Source organism: Streptosporangium sp. NPDC001681, assembly GCF_040298085.1.
Taxonomy (GTDB): domain Bacteria; phylum Actinomycetota; class Actinomycetes; order Streptosporangiales; family Streptosporangiaceae; genus Streptosporangium.
In genome coordinates this window covers 49195-66998 of the sequence record NZ_JBEOZN010000007.1, presented here as the reverse complement: position 1 = coordinate 66998, position 17804 = coordinate 49195, and the positions used below count along the sequence as shown (strand labels likewise).

General features: G+C 71.7%; 13 protein-coding genes. 11 read left to right on the top strand and 2 right to left on the bottom strand.

The window, feature by feature from the left end; all coding sequences use genetic code 11:
• The first annotated feature begins 129 nt into the window (after positions 1 to 129).
• From ABT130_RS04855 to ABT130_RS04805, 11 genes are all read left to right on the top strand, one after another.
• A complete protein-coding gene (locus tag ABT130_RS04855) occupies positions 130 to 1335 on the top strand; it encodes a DegT/DnrJ/EryC1/StrS family aminotransferase (RefSeq protein WP_350952914.1) in 1206 nt (401 codons plus the stop codon).
• Positions 1332 to 2483 carry a DegT/DnrJ/EryC1/StrS family aminotransferase gene (locus ABT130_RS04850; RefSeq protein WP_350952912.1) on the top strand — a complete coding sequence of 384 codons (1152 nt, stop codon included), beginning with the start codon at positions 1332 to 1334 and terminating at the stop codon, positions 2481 to 2483. The genes ABT130_RS04855 and ABT130_RS04850 overlap by 4 nt, the downstream gene beginning before the upstream one ends.
• On the top strand, positions 2480 to 3463 hold the full coding sequence (locus ABT130_RS04845) for a UbiA family prenyltransferase (protein WP_350952911.1): 984 nt from the start codon (positions 2480 to 2482) through the stop codon (positions 3461 to 3463). The genes ABT130_RS04850 and ABT130_RS04845 overlap by 4 nt, the downstream gene beginning before the upstream one ends.
• Complete coding sequence (locus ABT130_RS04840; RefSeq protein WP_350952909.1) at positions 3460 to 4794, top strand: protoporphyrinogen/coproporphyrinogen oxidase; 1335 nt, start codon at positions 3460 to 3462, stop codon at positions 4792 to 4794. The genes ABT130_RS04845 and ABT130_RS04840 overlap by 4 nt, the downstream gene beginning before the upstream one ends.
• A gap of 66 nt (positions 4795 to 4860) precedes the next feature.
• A complete protein-coding gene (locus ABT130_RS04835) occupies positions 4861 to 6468 on the top strand; it encodes a class I adenylate-forming enzyme family protein (protein WP_350913462.1) in 1608 nt (535 codons plus the stop codon).
• Positions 6459 to 8201: a CoA transferase gene (locus tag ABT130_RS04830; RefSeq protein ID WP_350952907.1), complete on the top strand. Its 1743-nt coding sequence runs from the start codon at positions 6459 to 6461 to the stop codon at positions 8199 to 8201. The genes ABT130_RS04835 and ABT130_RS04830 overlap by 10 nt, the downstream gene beginning before the upstream one ends.
• Positions 8202 to 8215: 14 nt before the next feature.
• On the top strand, positions 8216 to 9889 hold the full coding sequence (locus tag ABT130_RS04825) for a class I adenylate-forming enzyme family protein (RefSeq protein WP_350952905.1): 1674 nt from the start codon (positions 8216 to 8218) through the stop codon (positions 9887 to 9889).
• 3 nt (positions 9890 to 9892) lie between these two features.
• Positions 9893 to 10717 (top strand): class I SAM-dependent methyltransferase, encoded by an 825-nt coding sequence (locus ABT130_RS04820; RefSeq protein WP_350952904.1) that lies wholly within the window; start codon positions 9893 to 9895, stop codon positions 10715 to 10717.
• Positions 10714 to 11157 (top strand): carboxymuconolactone decarboxylase family protein, encoded by a 444-nt coding sequence (locus tag ABT130_RS04815; RefSeq protein WP_350952902.1) that lies wholly within the window; start codon positions 10714 to 10716, stop codon positions 11155 to 11157. Before ABT130_RS04820 ends, ABT130_RS04815 begins: the two co-directional genes overlap by 4 nt.
• 165 nt (positions 11158 to 11322) lie before the next feature.
• The gene (locus tag ABT130_RS04810; protein WP_350952900.1) at positions 11323 to 12036 is read left to right on the top strand and encodes an ABC transporter ATP-binding protein; all 714 of its coding nucleotides are present in this window, start codon (positions 11323 to 11325) and stop codon (positions 12034 to 12036) included.
• Complete coding sequence (locus ABT130_RS04805) at positions 12033 to 14015, top strand: FtsX-like permease family protein (protein ID WP_350952898.1); 1983 nt, start codon at positions 12033 to 12035, stop codon at positions 14013 to 14015. Before ABT130_RS04810 ends, ABT130_RS04805 begins: the two co-directional genes overlap by 4 nt.
• A 209-nt stretch (positions 14016 to 14224) precedes the next feature.
• Here ABT130_RS04805 and ABT130_RS04800 read toward each other — a convergent pair whose 3' ends face one another.
• Positions 14225 to 14896: a hypothetical protein gene (locus ABT130_RS04800; protein WP_350952896.1), complete on the bottom strand. Its 672-nt coding sequence runs from the start codon at positions 14894 to 14896 to the stop codon at positions 14225 to 14227.
• Between the two features lie 376 nt (positions 14897 to 15272).
• Complete coding sequence (locus tag ABT130_RS04795) at positions 15273 to 17330, bottom strand: cellulase family glycosylhydrolase (protein ID WP_350952894.1); 2058 nt, start codon at positions 17328 to 17330, stop codon at positions 15273 to 15275.
• Positions 17331 to 17804 lie beyond the last annotated feature (474 nt).

Here is a 17804-nt window from a genome sequence, read left to right as displayed (position 1 = left end):
CCCGGAGGCGCCCCGGACAGCCCACGGCTGGTGCGACCGGACGCGCGAAACCGACACATGGCCTCCCGAGCCATGCCGCCGTGCTCTCTGGACCTGATCTCCCCGACCATGCCGCACAGGAAGAGAGCCATGGAGAGACCCCTCCCTCCTCCCGCGACATCCCCGGCGCGAACCGAGTCCGCGCCCATCCCCTTCTTCACCCAGGCCGCGTCGTTCGATGAGCTGTGGCCCGAGATCCGCGCTCACTGCGTCGACATCCTGGACCGGGGCAAGTTCTCGCACGGCGCCAAGGTCGCGGAGTTCGAGGGGGCGCTCGCCCGGTGGACCGGCGCGAGACACGTCGTCGGCGTCAACTCCGGCACCGACGCACTGGTGTTGCTGCTGCGCGCGGCCGGGCTGCGCCCCGGAGACGAGGTCATCGTCCCCGCCTACACCTTCATCGCCACGGCCGGCTCGGTGGTGCTCGCCGGAGGCGTGCCCGTCTTCGCGGACATCGAGGAGCACGGGTACGGGATCGATCCGCGCTCCGTGGACGCCGTGGTGACCCCCCGCAGCCGGATGGTGATGCCGGTACACCTGTTCGACCGCCTCGCGGACATGCGGGGCGTGCACGAGGTGGCGCGAAGACACGGGCTGACCGTCCTGGAGGACAGCGCCGAAGCCATCGGCATGCGTCTGGACGGCACGCACGCCGGGCTGCTCGGCGTCGGCGGGGTGCTGTCGTTCTTCCCGACCAAGACCCTCGGCGCCATCGGCGACGCCGGGGCACTGCTCACCGACGACGACGCCGTCGCCGAGACCGCGCGGGCGCTACGCCACCACGGTCGCGGCGGACACACCCTGGACCACTTTCCCGGTATCGCCAACCCCACGGTGCTCTCCGGCCTCAACAGCAAGATGGACGATATCCAGGCCGCCGTCCTGCTCGCCAAACTCGCTCGCCTCGACGCCGACATCGTCCGCCGAGACGAGCTCTCGGCGCGCTACGACGACCGGCTGCGCGGTGTCCCGGGGGTGTACGCGGTTCCCGGCACCGTCCCGCCGCACCCCGGCGGCAACCGGGTCTGTTACGTCCATCTCATCGAGGCCGAGGATCGCGACGCCCTCGTCGCGCATCTGGCCGCCAAGGGGATCGAGTCCGAAACCTATTACCCGGTTCCGATGCATCTCCAGCCGTGCTTCGCGCATCTGGGACACGCTCCCGGCGACTTCCCACGCGCCGAGGCGGCCTGCGCGAGAGCCCTCGCGCTACCGCTCTATCCCGACCTGGCCGAGTGGCAGGTGGACCGGGTGTGCGACGAGATCGAGAACTTCTACGCGGGAGAACGACGGTGACCGCCCCGACCACCACGACCATCCCCTTCTTCCCACCCGACCTGTTCGAGGAGGACCGCGACGCGCTGCTGGAGACGGTGCACACCATCGGCACCGCCGCCCCCCAAAGATTCATCCTGGGCGAGCACACGGCCCGGTTCGAGCGGGAACTGCGCGATCGGCTGGGGGCCGGCGACGTCGTCGCCTGCTCCAGCGGCACGGCCGCCCTCACCCTGGTGCTGAACGCCATGGAGGTCGGCCCCGGCGACGAGGTGGTGGTGCCCGCCTTCGGCTGCGCGCCACTGGCCGCGACCGTCGTCAACATCGGTGCCCGGCCGGTCTTCGCCGACGTCGACCCGGTGCGGCTGACCATGGACCCCGCCGCCGCCGAGGCACTCATCACCCCGCGTACCAAGGCGCTGATGCCGGCGCACATGTTCTCGACGATGGCGGACATGCCCCGCTTCCGTGAGCTGGCCGACCGGTACGGCCTACGCCTGCTGGAGGACTCGGCGGTCGCGCAGGGCGGCACGCTGCTGGGACGTCCCGCGGGTCGCTGGGGTGACGCGGGCGTTTACTCGTTCGTACAGGTCAAGACGTTCGGGATGCCGGGTGAGGGCGGTGTGGTGGTCACCGACGACGCCGATCTGGCCACGCGCGTGCGGATGCTGCGCAATCACGGCCAGGACGGCACGCGCCGATTCGTCCACCACCGCATCGGGCACAACAGCCGCTTCGACGAGGTGATGGCCGCCTTCCAGACGCATCGGCTGGCCGGTCTGGGCCGACGGCTGGCACGCCGGGCGGATATCGCCGACTACTACTCCACCCGGTTCGCCTCCCTGGCCGCCCTCGGGGTGTCGGCACCTCCCGTCGGCGGTGACGGTCGCTGCCACTACGTCTACGCGGTGCTGGCCACCCACCGCGAAGCGCTCAGAACCCACCTGGCCGCACATGGCGTCGACTCGCACGTCTACTACCCGCGCACCCTTCCCGCCCAGCCCGCGTTCGTGTCGCACGCGCCCCGCGACGCACATTGGCCCAACGCGGCCTCGGCCGCCCGGCGCAACCTCGCCCTGCCGTTGTATCCGCACCTCAGTGACATCCAGCTGGAACACATCGCCGACACCGTCTGCGCCTTCGCCCACGAAACCCGGGGAGCACGATGACCGATCAGTTCACCGGCAGGGAAGCGGAGTCCGCTCCGGCCACGACCGCACGCGGCACCCTCGGGGCCTACGCGCGCCTGGCCAAGCTCGACGTCTACGACTACTACATCGGCCTGCCACTGGTCTGGACGCTGCTCGCCCCCGCCGGCCGGTGGGAGCCGGGCGTCATCGGCCTGCTGGTGCTGATCTGCCTCGCCGAGGTCACCGTGGTGGCCGCCATGGTCGGCTTCGACGACATCACCGGCTACCGCGACGGCAGCGACGCGGCCAACTACGGCGCCGATGCCGCCAAGCGACGCCTGGCCAGGAAACCGCTGGTCGCCGGCACCCTCACCGAGGCCCAGGCGCTCCGTTTCGCCTGGGCGGCGACCGCGCTCGGCGTGCTGCTGTGGGCGCTGGCGGTGGCCGCCGCGCCACACCGCCCGCTGTGGGCGGTCATTCTGGCGGCGGTGTGCGTCGTGGCGTCGGTGCAGTACTCCTGGGGACTGAAGATCAGCTATCGAGGATTTCAGGAGATCTTCCTGATCGGTCTGGGCGTCGGCTGGGTGCTGGTGCCGTACGGCCTGCTCACCGGCGAGGTGACCGAACTGGTTCTCGTGCAGGCCCTGCTGTTCGGATTCGGGCCGATGCTGTTTGGGCTCTACTCCAACACCCACGACATCGACGGCGACCGCCGCGCCGGGCGCGTCACCGTCGCGGCCCTGGTGCCCGCCGGGGTCAACACGGCGTTCATCACCGTGATGACCGCCGCCGCGGGCCTGCTCATCGTCGTCGGCCCCCTCCTCGGCGCCGCACCCTGGTGGTTACCGATCGTCTTGCTGCCGGTTCTCGCCATGCGCGCGACCCACCTGGTGATCGGCTCCGTGCGAGGTGACATCCTGCGCGCCCGGCGGATCGCCATTCGCGCCCACCGGGCCACGGTGATCCTGCTGGTCATCGCGAACCTGGCCGCCCCCCTGCTCGCCGGCACCACCAGATGACCTCCGCACTGGACGTCGCGGTGGTCGGCGCGGGTCCCGCCGGGCTGGCCGCCGCCTACGCGCTCGCCGAGGCGGGGTGCTCGGTAAGAGTCTTCGAGGCCGCCGACGCGGTCGGCGGGCGGATGCGCACCCTGCGCGTCCACGGCTGTCTGATCGACACCGGGGCCGAGATGCTCCCCTCGGCCGCGGGCTACCCGGCCACCTGGAGGCTCATCGCCGCCCTCGGTCTCGACGCCGACCCCGAGGCCGTGCCCCGGGTGCGCGACGCGCTCGCCGTGTGGCGTGGCGGCCGATCCAGGCCACACGCCGGCCGCCCGCTGGGACTGCTCACCGGGGCGGGGCTGCCGCCACGCGCGCGGGTGGACCTGCTCCGCCTCCAGACGCGCCTGGCCCGGCTCGGCGGCCTCGACCCTGACCGCCCGGAGCGCGGCCCACTGGGCTCCGCCACCGTCGCCGACCTCGTCAGGCGCTACCATCCCGACCTTCACGACTACCTCGTCCAACCGCTGGTCGCCGGATTCTTCGGGTGGGATTCCGAGCGCGCCGCGGCGGCCCCGTTCGCCGCGCATCTGGCGGCTTCGGGCAGCACGAACGGCTGGCACACCTACCGCGACGGCATGGACACCCTCGCTCGCGCGCTGGCCGCGCGGCTCGACGTGGTCACCGGGCACACCGTGACCCGGGTGGTCGCGGACTCCGGCGAGGTCCGGCTGGAGTCGCCCGGCGGCACCGTCACCGCGCGCTCGGCGGTACTGGCCGTGCCCGCCCCCGTCGCGGCACGCCTGCATACGGACGCCCCGCCGGTCGAACGCGCCTACCGGGATGCGTGCGGCTACGCGCCCATGCTCCGTCTCACCCTGGTCCTGGACCGGCCGATGGCCCCCACGGGCGTACGGCGCGGCTTCGCCACCCTCGTCCCCGCCGCCGAGGACCCCCTGGTCAACGTGATCACCGTGGATCATCACAAGCATCCCGGGCGGGTGCCCGCGGGGCGTGGCCTGGTGTCGCTCGTCGCCTCACCCCGGGGTACCGCCGAACTGATCGACGCCCCCGACGAGGAGGTGAAGGACCGCCTCACCGCCCGGGCCGAACACTTCGTGCCAGGGATGGCCGCGTGCGTCACCTCCGCCCACGTGCATCGGTTCCGGTACGGCCTGCCCGAGGCGACACCGCGTGCCCTCGAACTGCGCGCCGCGTTCGAGGCCCGTCCGGCCTCGGCGGTGGAGTACGCGGGCGACTGGACGGCGCTGCGCCCGTGCAGCGAGGGTGCGGTGGCCTCCGCCGCGCGGGCCGCCGCGCGGGTGCTCGCCCACCTGTCGCCCGCCGGCTGACCGGGGTCGTCCGCCGTGGCCGCGCCGCGGCCTCCCGTCCCCATCCCCGAACCGGAAGGCGAGCAGATGGCACTCCTCACCAAGCCCATCGAGTTGGGCACCCTGTTCGACGATCTGGCCGACCGAGGCCACGCCACGGCCGTGCACCTGAGCCGGCCGCTGGACATCGCGCCCGCGCTGGGTTCCGCGCTGAACATTCCCGGCCTGGCCGGGCTCGTCCGCGATGTCGCCGGGTGGCTCGCAGCCGCCGGGGTGCGGCGCGGAGACCGGGTCGCCATCGCCAAGCGCAACCACTGGGACTACGTGCTGCTGAACTGCGCGGCGGCGCGCATCGGCGCGGTGCCCGCGTCGCTCTCCGCGAACCTGACCCCCGACGTGCTGGAGACGCTGCTGAAGCGACTGGAGCCGACCCTCCTGGTCACCGATTCCGCGCTGCTGGCGTCGAGCCGCGAGGCCGGCACCGACCTGACCTGTTTCGCCACCAGGACCCTGCTCGTCGACGGCGCGGCCGAGGGCACCCTGTCCATCGACGATGTACGCGGCCATGCCGCACCACCCGCGTACCGCCCGCCCGCCGACGACCCGCTGGCCATCATGCACACCTCCGGCACCACCGGCGTGCCCAAACTCGTCGTCCACTCCACCCGTACGATCATGCGCCGCCTGGCCGGGTTCGAGGCGCACCGCTGGCCGGTGCTCGGCAGCCGTTCCGGCGACACCGTGGCCAGTGCGATCTCCTTCGCGCACGGCCGCGCGCTGGCCCAGGCCGCGAGCGTGCTGTGGCTGGCCCCCGCCAAACTCCTGGCGGTCTGCGCCCCCGACTGGGCCGAGGCCGGCCCGTTCCTGCACCGGCATCGGCCCACCACCCTCGAAGCACTGCCCGCGACCTATGTGCGCTGGCAGCGCCACGCCGAGGAGCAGGGCGGTCCGTTCGAGCGCGTCCGCCTCTACATCAGCACCTTCGACGCCATGCACCCGCCCACCGTGCGCGCCTTCCTGCACACCACGCGGCACCGTCGCCCGGTGTGGTTGCAGGGCTGGGGGCAGAGCGAGACCGGTCCGCTGACCTTCCGGTTCCTCACCCGGCGCGCCATGGCCACCGCGCACGACCGGCACCCCACCACCCGCGACCTCGGTCATCCGATCCCCACCCGCACCCGGCTGCGCGTCGTGGATCCCGAGACGCTGCGACCGGTGCCGCGAGGCACCACCGGCCTGGTGTACTGCCGGACCAAGGCACTGTGCCTCGGATACGTCGGCGAACAGAGCCGCTGGCAGGACAAGCGGGCGGGCGAGTGGTGGAACACCGGCGACGTCGGCGCCCTCACCCGCACCGGCGGCATGCGTTTCGTGGATCGGGAGGTGGACGCCATCCCCGAGGGAAGCTGCGTCGAGTTGGAGGACGTCATCGACGACCGTATCCCCGAGGTGCTGGAGTGCGTCATCCTGAGCGTTCCCGAGCGCCCCTCCCTGCCCGTCGTGGTCACCGAGAACGGCGCACTCGATCTCGGATCGTGGCGGCGCGCCACCGCCGATCTGCCGCGGCTGGCCGACCCCGTGGTGCTGACCTGGAATGAGATACCGCGCACCGGCACCGGCAAGGTCCGCCGGATGGCTCTGCGCGACCGGCTCGGCGAGATGCGGGAGACCCACGGGACGGGCCGGTGGACGTAATCCGGTCCGGGGTGGCGGCGGGCCGGCCGCTGGCGGGGGCGGCCGTGCGCGCGCTCGGCGACTCACCCGCGCTGCGGGTCGCCGTACGGCGGCTGCGCGCGCTGGGCTGCGCCGTCGAGACGGGGAACGAGACGCCGCCGGATGGGGCACCCGCGGGGTGGCTGGGCGTCACCCGCCTGCCGTTCGCGGCGATGGGCGATGCGCTGCCCGAGTGCCGGATCGGCTGGTCAGGGCCCGTGGCCGTGCCCATGGCCGGCGAACGCGATGTGCAGGCCGCCTGCGGGATCATGCAGGTCCACGGGCGGGCCGCCGGCGGGCCACGACCGCTGCGCGTGGACTACGTCTCCGTGTGCGCCGGGGTGCTCGCGGTCCAGGCGGTCAGCGCGGGTGTGCTGGCCCTGCTGCGCGGCGGGCCGGCCCTGGCGGCGGCCACCTCGGCCGCCCAGGCGGCGCTGCTGGCCCTCACCCCGTACGTCGCGGCGGCCACCGCCGAGCCCGGCCTCGGCTCACCCGGCCCGGCCGGCCCGGCGGGGTACGGTGCCCCGCCCTTCCGCTCGGCGGACGGCGTGCGTTTCGAGATCGAGACGCTCGACGCCGAGGACTGGAGGCGCTTCTGGACGGAACTGGGTGCCGGCCCCGCCGCGGTCGCGGCGGGCTGGCCACCGTTCCAGCAGCGCTTCGCCACCGCGACGTGCCCACTGCCCGCCGCGCTCGGGACGGCGGCGGCCGCGCTGGACTACCGGGCCGTGCGAGCCGTGGCCGAGCGCAGCGGCGTCAGCGTGCTGCCGGTGCGGGCCGCCGACGCCCCCGGTCTTCTTCCCCCCGCCCCGGCGTCGCCGTGGCGGCTGCGCGGGCGGGCCGTCACCGCCCCGGCGTCCGCCCTTCCGCCACTCGGTCCGCATGACCACGCCCCGCTGGCCGGGCTGCGGGTCGTGGAGGCCACCAGCAGGGTGCAGGGCCCGCTCGCGGGACACCTGCTCGGCCTGCTCGGCGCCGAGGTCGTCCGGCTCGAACCGCCAGGAGGTGACCCCATGCGGGGAGTGCCGCCCATGGCGGGAGAGTGCTCGGCCAGGTTCCAGGCACTGAACCGGGGAAAACGGGTGGTCGAGGCCGATCTGAAGTCCGCGCCTGGCCGTCGTGCCGCCCTACGGCTCGTCGCCGCCGCGGACGTGTTCCTGCACAACTGGCCGCCGGGCCGTGCGGCCCGGCTCGGCCTGGACCATGAGGCCCTCGCCGTCGTGCGGCCCTGCCTGGTTCACGCGCACGCGGGAGGGTGGGCGGACCTCCTGCCCGACCCCCAGCCGTTGGGCACCGACTACCTGGTGCAGGCGTACTGCGGAGTGGCGGCCCTGGTCGGTGGCCCCGGCGAGCCGCCCGCGCCGTCCCTGCTGACTCTCACCGATGTGCTGGGCGGGCTCATCAGCGCGGAGGGGATCGTCGCCGCGCTGCTGGCCCGCGCCCGCACCGGCGCGGGGGTGCGCGCCGAGACGGCCCTGGTCGACGCGGCCCGCCTCATCCGCGACACCACCGTCCCGCACGGTAGGGGGGACGGTGGTGTCGCGCCCGCCTGCTCACCAGCCCGGTGGCCGGGCAGGACCGGCGCCGTCACCGTGGTGACCGAGCTGGCCGAGATGGCCGCCGACCCCGCGTTCTCGGCCGCGCTCGACATCGGCGGCGAGGCCGTCTACAGCCGCGCGCCGTGGACGTTCGTCCCGGCAACCGCGCCCCTTTAGTTGGAGAACGCCCGATGAGACCCGTCAATGCGCCGTCCTGGACCTCCGCCAACGGCATCGTCCTGACCGATCGTGTTCCCGGACGGCTGCGCGCGGAGTGGACCGCGCGTGGACTGTGCCCCGGCCGGGATCTGTACACCCTGTTCGGTGAGCATGTCCGGACGGCGCCCGGCCGCCCCGCGGTCATCGACGAGGCGGGCACCCTCGATTACGCCGCGCTGGATATCCGGGTCCGCCGCGCCGCCGCCGCCCTGTCCGGGGCAGGCTGGGGATCGGCTGACATCATCGGCGTCCTGCTGCCCAACGGACGCGACGCGGTGGTGGCCGAGCTCGCGGTCGCGGCGATCGGCGCCGTGGCATTGCCCATTCCCGACGCCCGGGGGCTTCGCGACGTCGTCGCCCTGCTCGCCAGGTCCCGGGCCGGAGCCCTCATCACCGTCCCGGCCACGGTCGAGGCGACCCGCGACCGGCGGTGCGAGATGCCGCACCTTCGCGAACTGTGGACGTTCGGCCGGCCCGTGACAGGGGCGCGCGGCCTGGACCGTCCCGCAGCGAACGAGGTCCGGCGCTGGCGTCCCACCCGCCCCGACCCGGAGGCGCCCGCACGCATCCTGGTCTCCTCGGGCTCGGAGGCCGAGCCCAAGATGGTCGCCTACTCGCACAACGCGATGGCGGGCGGGCGGGGCAACTACCTGGCGGCGCTGCGGTTCGGCCCGGAGCCGATGCGCAATCTGCTGCTGGTCTCCCTGGCGTCCTCGTTCGGGTCCTGCGGGACCTCGGTGACCCTGGCCAGGCACGGCGGCACCCTCGTGCTGCTGTCCCGCTACGACCCCGCCGCCGCGCTGCGCGCGATCGAGCGGCACTGCCCCAGCCACGTGCTCGGCGTACCCACGATGCTGCGCCGCATGGCCGATCTCGACGGTCACGCCGACGCGGACCTGTCGTCCCTGCGGGCCGTGATCGCCAGCGGGGCGCCGCTGCATCAGGAGACGTGGGACGCCTGCGTACGGCGGTTCGACCGGCCCGTCGTCAACGTCTACGGGTCCACCGACGGTGTCAACTGCCATACCGGAGGCGACCCCGGCCGGTGGCGTCCCGGGCTGGCCGGTCGCCCCGACCCCGACGTGACCGAGGTGACCGTCCGGGACCGCGAAGGGCGACCGGTGCCCGCCGGGGAGATCGGGGAGATCTGGGCGCTGGGACCGATGAGCCCGCTGTGCCACGTGGCGGCACCCGAACTGGACGACCGTTACCGGGCCGCGGGCGGGTGGGTACGCACCGGCGACCTGGGCCGGCTGGAAGCCGACGGCACGCTGTGGGTCGTCGGCCGGATCCGGCGCGTGGTGGTCAGGGGCGGGCTCAACATCTCTCCGCTCGAAGTGGAGCGCGAGCTCGGCACCCACCCCGATGTCGCGGACGTGTGCTGTGTGCCGGTCCCCGACCCGGACCTGGGTGAGCGCCTGTGCGCGTGTGTGGCCCCGAAGAACGGCGTTCCGTCGCCGTCCCCGGCCGTACTGACCGCCTACCTGCGCGACGAGCGTGGCCTGGAGCCGCGCAAACTGCCCGAACGGTTCGTGGTGCTGCCCGAACTGCCGCTCGGCCCGACCGGCAAGGTCTGTGCCGCCACCCTCGCCCGCATCGCGGCCGAGTCCGCCGTCCCCGGCTCTCTCATCCCGACCGAGGAGTGATCCATGCACCCAACCGTCACCGCCGCCGGGACGAGCGCGTCGCGCTACGTCTTCGACAATCACGGTGAGCACGCCCTCGACCAGCACCGCTGCCTGGCCCGCGCCTACGACCCGATGACCACGAACCGCCTCGCCCAGGCCGGGGTCGCTCCGGGGTGGCGGTGTCTGGAGGTGGGGGCGGGCGGCGGCAGTGTGGCGGTGTGGCTGGCTCGGCGGGTGAGTCCCACCGGGAGCGTGGTGGCCACCGACATCAAGCCCGAGCGCATTCCCGCCGTCCCCGGCCTTGAGATCCTGCGCCACGACATCGTACGCGACCCGCTGCCCGAAGCCGAGTTCGACCTCGTGCACGCCAGGCTGGTCCTGCTGCACCTGCCCGAACGCCTCGCCGTGCTGGACCGCCTGGTACGCGCGCTCAAACCCGGCGGCGTGCTCCAACTCGACGAGTTCGACATCACCTACGGTCCCGCGCTGCTGATGCCCGACCCCGCCGCGCGGCGGCTCTACGAGACGTTCATGGAGGCCAAGATTCGCCTGATGACCCGCGCGGGCGCCGATGTGGCGTGGGGGCGCCACGCCGCCGCCGCGATGTGCCGTGCCGGCCTGGTCGACATCGATCCGCTGCCCAGGCTGGAGCTGTGGCACTCGGATTCCCCGGGGGTGCACCTTGTCGCCCACCACACCCGGCACCTGCGTGATCAGTTCGTCCAGGAGGGGATGACCGACCGGCAACTCGCCGACGTGCGCGTCCTGCTGGCCGACCCCGGCTTCCGGGCCAGCTCGTGCGTGATCTACTCGGTGCAGGGCCGCCGCCCGATGGAGGCCCGATGAAGCCGCGCGTCAACGTGCACGCCACGGCACCGTATGTCCACTCCGTCATGACGGTCTTCGACGCGGCCGCGTGCGAGGGACTGGAGCCGGCCCTCGTCGAGCTCGTGCGGGTGCGCGCATCACAGCTCAACGGCTGCGCGTTCTGCCATGGCCTGCACACCCGGGCCGCCCTGGACGCGGGAGAGGACCCGCGCCGTCTGGACGCTCTGTCGGCCTGGCGTGAGAGCCCACTGTTCACCGAAGCCGAAAGCGCGGCCCTGGCACTGACCGAGTCCGTGACCCTGATCGCGGAGAAGGGCGTTCCCGACGAGGTCCTCGACGCGGCCGCCGAGCACTTCGACGACACCGAACTGGTCCATCTGCTGTGGACGATCGCCGCGATCAACGCCTGGAACCGGATAGGCGTCGCCACCGCCGCGGGCGAAGTGACGCTCCGCTGATCCCGGTCCCAACCGGCGACGTGGCCTTTCAGCCGGTGATGTCTCCGGCCGCCACCGCACCCGGGGGGCGTCTTTACCAGGGTGGACTTTCGGCCGATGCGGGACATGGACGATCAGCCGGTCGGCCGATCCGGGAGAGAGGGCGGGCAGGCCAGGGTCGGAGGCATGAGTGAATTCGTGCTTTCCGGCCACCGCCTGGTCAAACGGTTCGGACCGGCCGTCGCCCTGGCGGGGGTGGATGTCGGGATCGGCCGCGCGGAGGCTTTGGCGATCATGGGGCCGAGCGGGTCGGGGAAGTCCACCCTGCTCCACTGTCTCGCGGGCATCATGAAGCCGGATTCCGGAGAGGTGCGTCTGCTGGGAGAACGGATCGACACGATGGGGGAGCGGGCTCGCAGCACGCTGCGCCGTACCCGGTTCGGATTCGTGTTCCAGTTCGGGCAGCTCCTGCCCGAACTGCCGGCGGACGAGAACGTCGCGCTGCCGCTGATGCTCGGCGGGATGACGCGAGGGCGGGCCGTATCGGAGGCGCGGGGGTGGTTCGGGCCGCTCGGACTGGGCGGGATGGAGGGGCGGCGGCCGGGCGAGCTGTCCGGAGGGCAGGCGCAGCGGGTCGCGATCGCCCGCGCGCTCGTCACCCGCCCCGCCGTGATCTTCGCGGACGAGCCCACCGGCGCCCTCGACCAGGCCACCGGCCATGAGATCATGCGCATCCTGGTCGAGGCCACCAAGCACAACGGCGCGTCCCTGGTCGTCGTCACCCACGACCCGGAGGTGGCCCGGTGGTGCGACCGGGTCGTCGAGGTCCGCGACGGCATGATCCTCACCCCTGGCCAGAGGCAGGACCACCCCCAGGCGCTGTCCGGGGGGAGCGCGTGAGGAACCTGCTGGAGCTGAGCTGGCGGCTGCTCCGCGGCGGCGGGCGCCAGTCGATGCTGGGGACGGGGCTGACGGCCGCGGCCGTGGCGATCTCGTCGGCGCTGCTGGTGTTCGCGCTGGCCGCCAACGTCGCCTTCGCGGCGCGCGCCGACCGGGAGGCGTGGCGCAACCCGGTGGAGGCCAAGGGGACGCCCGTCGCGATCGAGGCCACGGCCAAGGACTACGTCCGGGACCTGAGTATCACGGTCGTGGACGTCGCGCCGCTGCGGGACGCTCCCGGGGTGAGGCCGCCGGGGATGAGCCGGATGCCCAGGCCGGGTGAGGTGTGGGTGTCGCCGGGGCTCGCGGAGCTGATGAGGGAACTGCCGGCCGGGCAGCTCGCCGCGCGCTTCCCCGGCAAGGTGGCGGGCACGATCGGGGACGACGGGCTGCTGTACCCGGACGAGCTCGTCGCCGTTGTGGGACGCACGGCCGCCGACCCCGCGATGGCGGCCTCCCGGACGGACCACCCGCTGACGTCCGCGCCGCCGACGAAGATCAGTGATTTCGCGGGGAGGGCCGGCGACGAGACCGTCGTCTACCAGATCATGGCGCTCATCGCGAGCGTGCTGATGGTCGTGCCGCTGCTCGTGTTCGGGGGCGCGGCGGCCCGGCTGACCGTGGCGCGGCGGGACCAGCGGCTGGCCGCGCTGCGGCTGGTGGGGGCGACGCCGTGGCAGGTCGTCATGATGACGGTCGCCGAGGCGGTGATCACGGCGTTCGGCGGGGCCGTGCTCGGCCTGGTGCTGTACGGTGCGGCCATTCCGCTGCTGAGCCGGATCGAGATGGCCGGCGGGTCGTGGTTCGCCGCCGACCTGTGGCCCGGAATCCTCCCCGTGCTCGGCGTACTGCTGGCCGTACCCCTGCTGGTCGGCCTGTCGGCGGTGGTCGGGCTGCGGCGGGTGGTGGTCAGCCCGCTCGGGGTGGCGAAACGGGAGACGCCGCCCGCGATGCGGTTCGTCCGGGTGGTCGCGCTGTTCGTGATCCTGATCGCCGTCCCGCTGTCGTTCCGGAACACGTCGATAACGGTCGTCGCGGGCGTGCTCGGGTTGGCCTTCCTCGGCGTCAACCTCGTCGGGCCCTGGGTGGTGGGCGTCATCGGCCGAATCACCACCCGTACGGCGCGGCGGCCCGCGAGGCTGCTGGCCGGCCGCCGCCTGGTCGACGACCCGAAGTCGGCCTGGCGGACCGTCAGCGGAGTGGCACTGACCGGCTTCATCGCCGGGTTCATCGGGCTGCTGAGCCCGTCGTCCGACCTGCTGGGCGCTCCCCCCTCCACGGCCGGTCTGCGCCTTGTGGTCCCCGACGCCCAGGCGGCCGCCCTCGCGGAGCAGGCGAGGGAACGGCTCTCCGGAGCCGGGATCGACGCTCACGTCACGACCTCCGGCGGGTCGGGGTCCGGCCGGGCGAAGGAGAGGACGCTCACGATCAGCCTGCCCTCGGGTGACGGATACACCGTGCGGGTCGACACCGTCCGTACGGCACTCGCCGGCCTGGCGCCGGGGCGCATCGCCACCTCGCCGGTGGACGACCAGTGGCAGGGTATCCGTCTGCTCGACGATGTCCGCACCGGGACGTTGGTCGTGCTCGTGGTCTCCTTCCTGGTGGCGATCGCGAGCGCGGGGATCACGGCTGCCTCGTCGGTGCTCGACCGGCGGCAGGCGTACGCCCTGCTCCGCCTGGCCGGGACCCCGCTCGAAGTGCTGGATCGGGCGCGGCGTACCGAGACTCTCGTCCCCCTCGCGGTGATGGGCGGCGGTTCCATCCTGATCGGCATGTTCTGCGCGTTGCCGTTCGTGTACGCGGCGATGAGCGTGAGCGGGGCGGTCACGCTGCTGACCTCTGTCGCCGTGGGGTTCGCCGGGGTGCTGGGGGCGGGCGCGTTGTCACGGCCCCTGCTCCGCTCGGTCACCGCCAACCCGGCCCCACGACCGGACTGACATCGCCGAAACCGTGGCGTCGAGATCACCGCGTGTTCGGAGCGCCCTCTCCTCCGTCGATGGCGTCTCCACGGATCACCCCCTCGACGAGGGCTGTCGTCGGTGGGCGGCCGAGGCGTCGGCGCAGGGCCAACGCCGGTTCTCTTCAAGGTGCGGTAACCCGTTCCATGCCGCCTCGGGCGGCATGGAACGGGGGTGACTCCCAGCGCTCAGGAGGTCGGCGCGGGTGAGGAGGTCGGTGACTGGCCGGGCTGGTGGTCGTGGTGCGAGCGGTCTCCCCTGCCGTGCCACTGGCCTCCCTTGCCGTGTCGGCCCTGCCCGTCGCGCATGGTCGCGTCGTGGATCGCGACGGCGGTGGCCGTGCTGCCGTCCACCTTCGCCATGACCATGACCTTCTGCCCGGTCTTCAGCGCGTCGCCGTCCTCGCCGCGGCGGTTGATCCGGGTGTCGCCGTTGATCGCGTACTCCTTGGTGTAGCCGTCCTCGCTCTTGACCGTGATCGAGTCCTGGTCGACGGCCGTGACGTCGCCGTACTGGGTGGCGACGGTCACGTACTCGCCCTCGCCGTCGGGCACGACGAACTCGCCGTGGATGGAAGGTCCGCCGAAGCCCATCCTGTGGCCCCGGCCCCGGCCCTGCCCCGGCGCCTTGTCGGAAGATGTCTCGGACGGGGCCGCCGACGGTGTCACGGTGTCGCCGGCCGTGGGTGTCGAGGACGGTGAGGGCGAGGGCGAGAACGCGGACGCGGTGGCGACGCCGGCACCCGTGACCACGACGAGTGCGGTGGTGGCGATGAGCAGTGCGGAGCGGGGGACGCGGCGCCTGGGTGGCTCGTTCGCCAGCATTTCCGCGGTGCTGAATTCGTCCGACCCAGAGGTCATCTTTCTTCCTCCCACTAGCTGTAATAGGAGAACAATGCATCAGGCCGCCTAAAACTGCCGTAAACGCCGTTCGTGCTCTGATGATCACCCTCCGTGTGGAGCGGTCTTCGCATCATCGGCCCCGGTGTGAGAGGGCGCCCGCGTCGATCGGAACGCGATCACGGTGGTGGAGTACCTGGATGACTGGATCGAGGCGCACGCCGTGCAGGTCAGGTCACGGCCCCTCAAATGATCATTCGGCTGTACGTCAGGCCGAAGATCGGCCGGATGAGGTCGCAGGCGTACGTTCCGTTATGGCCTGGGATGCCGGCGGACCACGATCCGTTCTCCTGAACCGTGGCCCGCCGGGACGCTGCTGGGCGGGGAGCCCGCCCGGTCAGGTCGTGGTACCGGTGACCGTGCTTCCCGACTTGGTGACGAAGTAGGTCACGGTCGTGCCGCTCCAGAAGTGGAGGGTGAGCGTGACCTTTGAGGCGTCGTTGACCTCGGCGAAGAATTCCGGCTTCAGCGTGATCGTGTTGGTGCTGTAGTTGGGCGCGAAGGCGACGTCGAACTCCTTGAACGACGTCCAGTTGTGGGGGCCGGCGTTGGTGCCGTTGGCGTACTTGGCCTCCATGGTGGCGAGCTGGTCACCCTTGAACGTGGTGGGGATGGCGAAGGAGCTCGTCGTTCCGCTCGCGTTCTGCACGGTCGGCGTGTCGTAGGTGACTATGTCGATCCGCCACGGGACGCCCTGGGAGAACCGAGCCGACAGCGTCGCGTTGACGCCGTAGGCCCGGGAGCCCGTCAGCCGGGTGAGCGCGGATGCGGTGAACGTGAGCTGGTCGCCCGAGACGGTGTAGTCGGTGCCGCGTACCAGATCCGTGCTGCCCTGGCGGATCCCCACGAACGAGGTGCCGTTCAGGTTCAGCGTGAGCGTCTTGCTCGTGATGGCGGACGCCTTGGCGTTGAACACCTGATCCGACGAGGCTGTCCCCGAGCGCGTCGTCCAACTGGACTTGATCTGCGCGAACAGCTCGGGGTCGGCCCACTGGAACGAGGTCCGGTTGAAGTGCTGGCCGTTGTCCCACAGCATGGTGGTGATCTGCCTGGTACGCGCGTAGTGGCCGAGGAACTCGAAGAACTTCAGTTTCTCGCCCTGTTGGATCGTGCCGGTGTGCCGGTCGAAGCCCAGCAGGCCGTACTCACCGATGATCACGGGGATGCCGCGGGTCACGAAGGCGCTGTACACCCGGTCGAAGGCGCCGGTCAGGTCCTGCTGAACGGTGGCGTCGAAGCGCGTGCCGCCGGCGACGTTGACGCTGAACGGCCAGTACCCGTAGAAGTGGACCGTCGCGATGAGGTTGGGGTCGTTCATCGCGTTGAACGTGCTGACCAGCTCGTCGACTCTGGCCTGGTCGGCCGAGGTGTGCAGGGTCGGCAGGACGAGCAGCCGAGTCGCGTTGTTGCCGCCCGACTGGCGCACGATGTTTCGGAAGGACGTGTTGAGCTCGTTCAGCAGCGTCGCGTTCTGGGCGTCTCCGGAACTGCCGGTGAAGGTCGGCTCATTGACGCTCTCGAACACCAGCTTGGCGGAGGAGTTCCGGAACGTGCTGGAGATCTGGGTCCAGATCGCGTTGTACCGAGCGAGTACGTTCGTGCGGTCGCCCGGCATGTTCTGGATCCACTGCCACGAATCGTGATGGATATTGATCATCACGTAGAAACCGTCGGCGAGGGCCCAGTCGACGACCTCTTTCACCCGGTTCATGTGCGTCGCGTTGATGGTGTAGTTGGGCGCCCCACCCTGGTACTGCCCCCAGGTCACCGGGATCCGGATGCTGTTGAAGCCCTGTGCCCTGATGTTGTCGAGCAGCGCCGCCGTGATCCGCGGGTTGCCCCATGAGGTCTCGTCCGCGCCGGTGGCATCGAGGGAGTTGCCCAGGTTCCAGCCGGGCTGCATCGCGGCCACGACAGCCTGTGCGTTGCCGGGCGTCGGCGTCGGCGTCGGCGTCGGTGTGGGTGTGGGTGTGGGCGGCGACGTCGGGGTACCGCCGCAGGCCACGCCGTTGACGGCGAAAGCGGTGGGGGCGGTGTTGGTGCCGCTGTAGCTGCCGTTGAAGCCGACGGTGACGCCGGCTCCCGTGCCCAGGCCCTGGGCGTACGACGGGGCGGTCACGGTCACGCTCTGGCCCGACTGAGTCCAGGTTCCGCCCCAGCCCTGGGTGACCTGCTGGTTGCCGGGCCAGGTGTAGCGCAGCGTCCACGGGCTGACCGGGTCGCCGAGATTGTTGATCGTGATGTTGGCGCCGAACCCGCTGCCGTTGTCCCAGGCCTTGGTGTAGGTCACGGAACAGGCGACCGCCGCCTGGGCCGCGGGCGAGGTGACGGCCACCCCGATCGCCGCCAGGAGCGCGACCGCTGTGGACAGAGCCCACAAACGCAGTGTCTTCATCTTCAAGCCTTCCATGGAGGAAACGCTCATATGGGAGCGCTCCCATGTTTGGCCTGTTTCGCGCGCGTGTACAGGACGTTTCCCCAGGCCGTACCGCTGACCTGCTCCTTGGCATGAAGAATTCAGCGGAGGTATGAAAATTTCAGTGGTGCAGGTCGCCCTCATGCGCAGGAACGCCGCATTGAGGGGCTGAGATCATTCCGAATGGTGGAATCTGCGGTCGTTGACCACCCAGCCGACTGAAGCGCCGTGTACTCGTCGAGCACGGCCCTGGCGTGTTGTCCGGGTGGCGGGGACGGGCGCCCCGCAGTCGGGTGCGAAGCCGGTGTGGTCGCTCGTCGTGAAATGGGGTGAAGCGGCAGGTGAGGCGAGGAGGCTTTATTACCCCAAAGGGTGCATTTCAGGTTGGGAACAGCGCGCTTTGCCTGCGGAGATACCCAGCCTGAGGCAAGTGAAGAGCTGACGGCGAAAGAG

What these genes read in the sequence shown, in the direction of transcription:
- ABT130_RS04815 (WP_350952902.1), top strand. Translation starts at nt 10,714, where the DNA reads ATGAAGCCGCGCGTCAACGTGCACGCCACGGCACCGTATGTCCACTCC.
- ABT130_RS04845 (WP_350952911.1), top strand. Translation starts at nt 2,480, where the DNA reads ATGACCGATCAGTTCACCGGCAGGGAAGCGGAGTCCGCTCCGGCCACG.
- ABT130_RS04800 (WP_350952896.1), bottom strand. Translation starts at nt 14,896, where the DNA reads ATGACCTCTGGGTCGGACGAATTCAGCACCGCGGAAATGCTGGCGAAC.
- ABT130_RS04820 (WP_350952904.1), top strand. Translation starts at nt 9,893, where the DNA reads ATGCACCCAACCGTCACCGCCGCCGGGACGAGCGCGTCGCGCTACGTC.
- ABT130_RS04840 (WP_350952909.1), top strand. Translation starts at nt 3,460, where the DNA reads ATGACCTCCGCACTGGACGTCGCGGTGGTCGGCGCGGGTCCCGCCGGG.
- ABT130_RS04810 (WP_350952900.1), top strand. Translation starts at nt 11,323, where the DNA reads ATGAGTGAATTCGTGCTTTCCGGCCACCGCCTGGTCAAACGGTTCGGA.
- ABT130_RS04855 (WP_350952914.1), top strand. Translation starts at nt 130, where the DNA reads ATGGAGAGACCCCTCCCTCCTCCCGCGACATCCCCGGCGCGAACCGAG.
- ABT130_RS04835 (WP_350913462.1), top strand. Translation starts at nt 4,861, where the DNA reads ATGGCACTCCTCACCAAGCCCATCGAGTTGGGCACCCTGTTCGACGAT.
- ABT130_RS04795 (WP_350952894.1), bottom strand. Translation starts at nt 17,330, where the DNA reads ATGAAGACACTGCGTTTGTGGGCTCTGTCCACAGCGGTCGCGCTCCTG.
- ABT130_RS04825 (WP_350952905.1), top strand. Translation starts at nt 8,216, where the DNA reads ATGAGACCCGTCAATGCGCCGTCCTGGACCTCCGCCAACGGCATCGTC.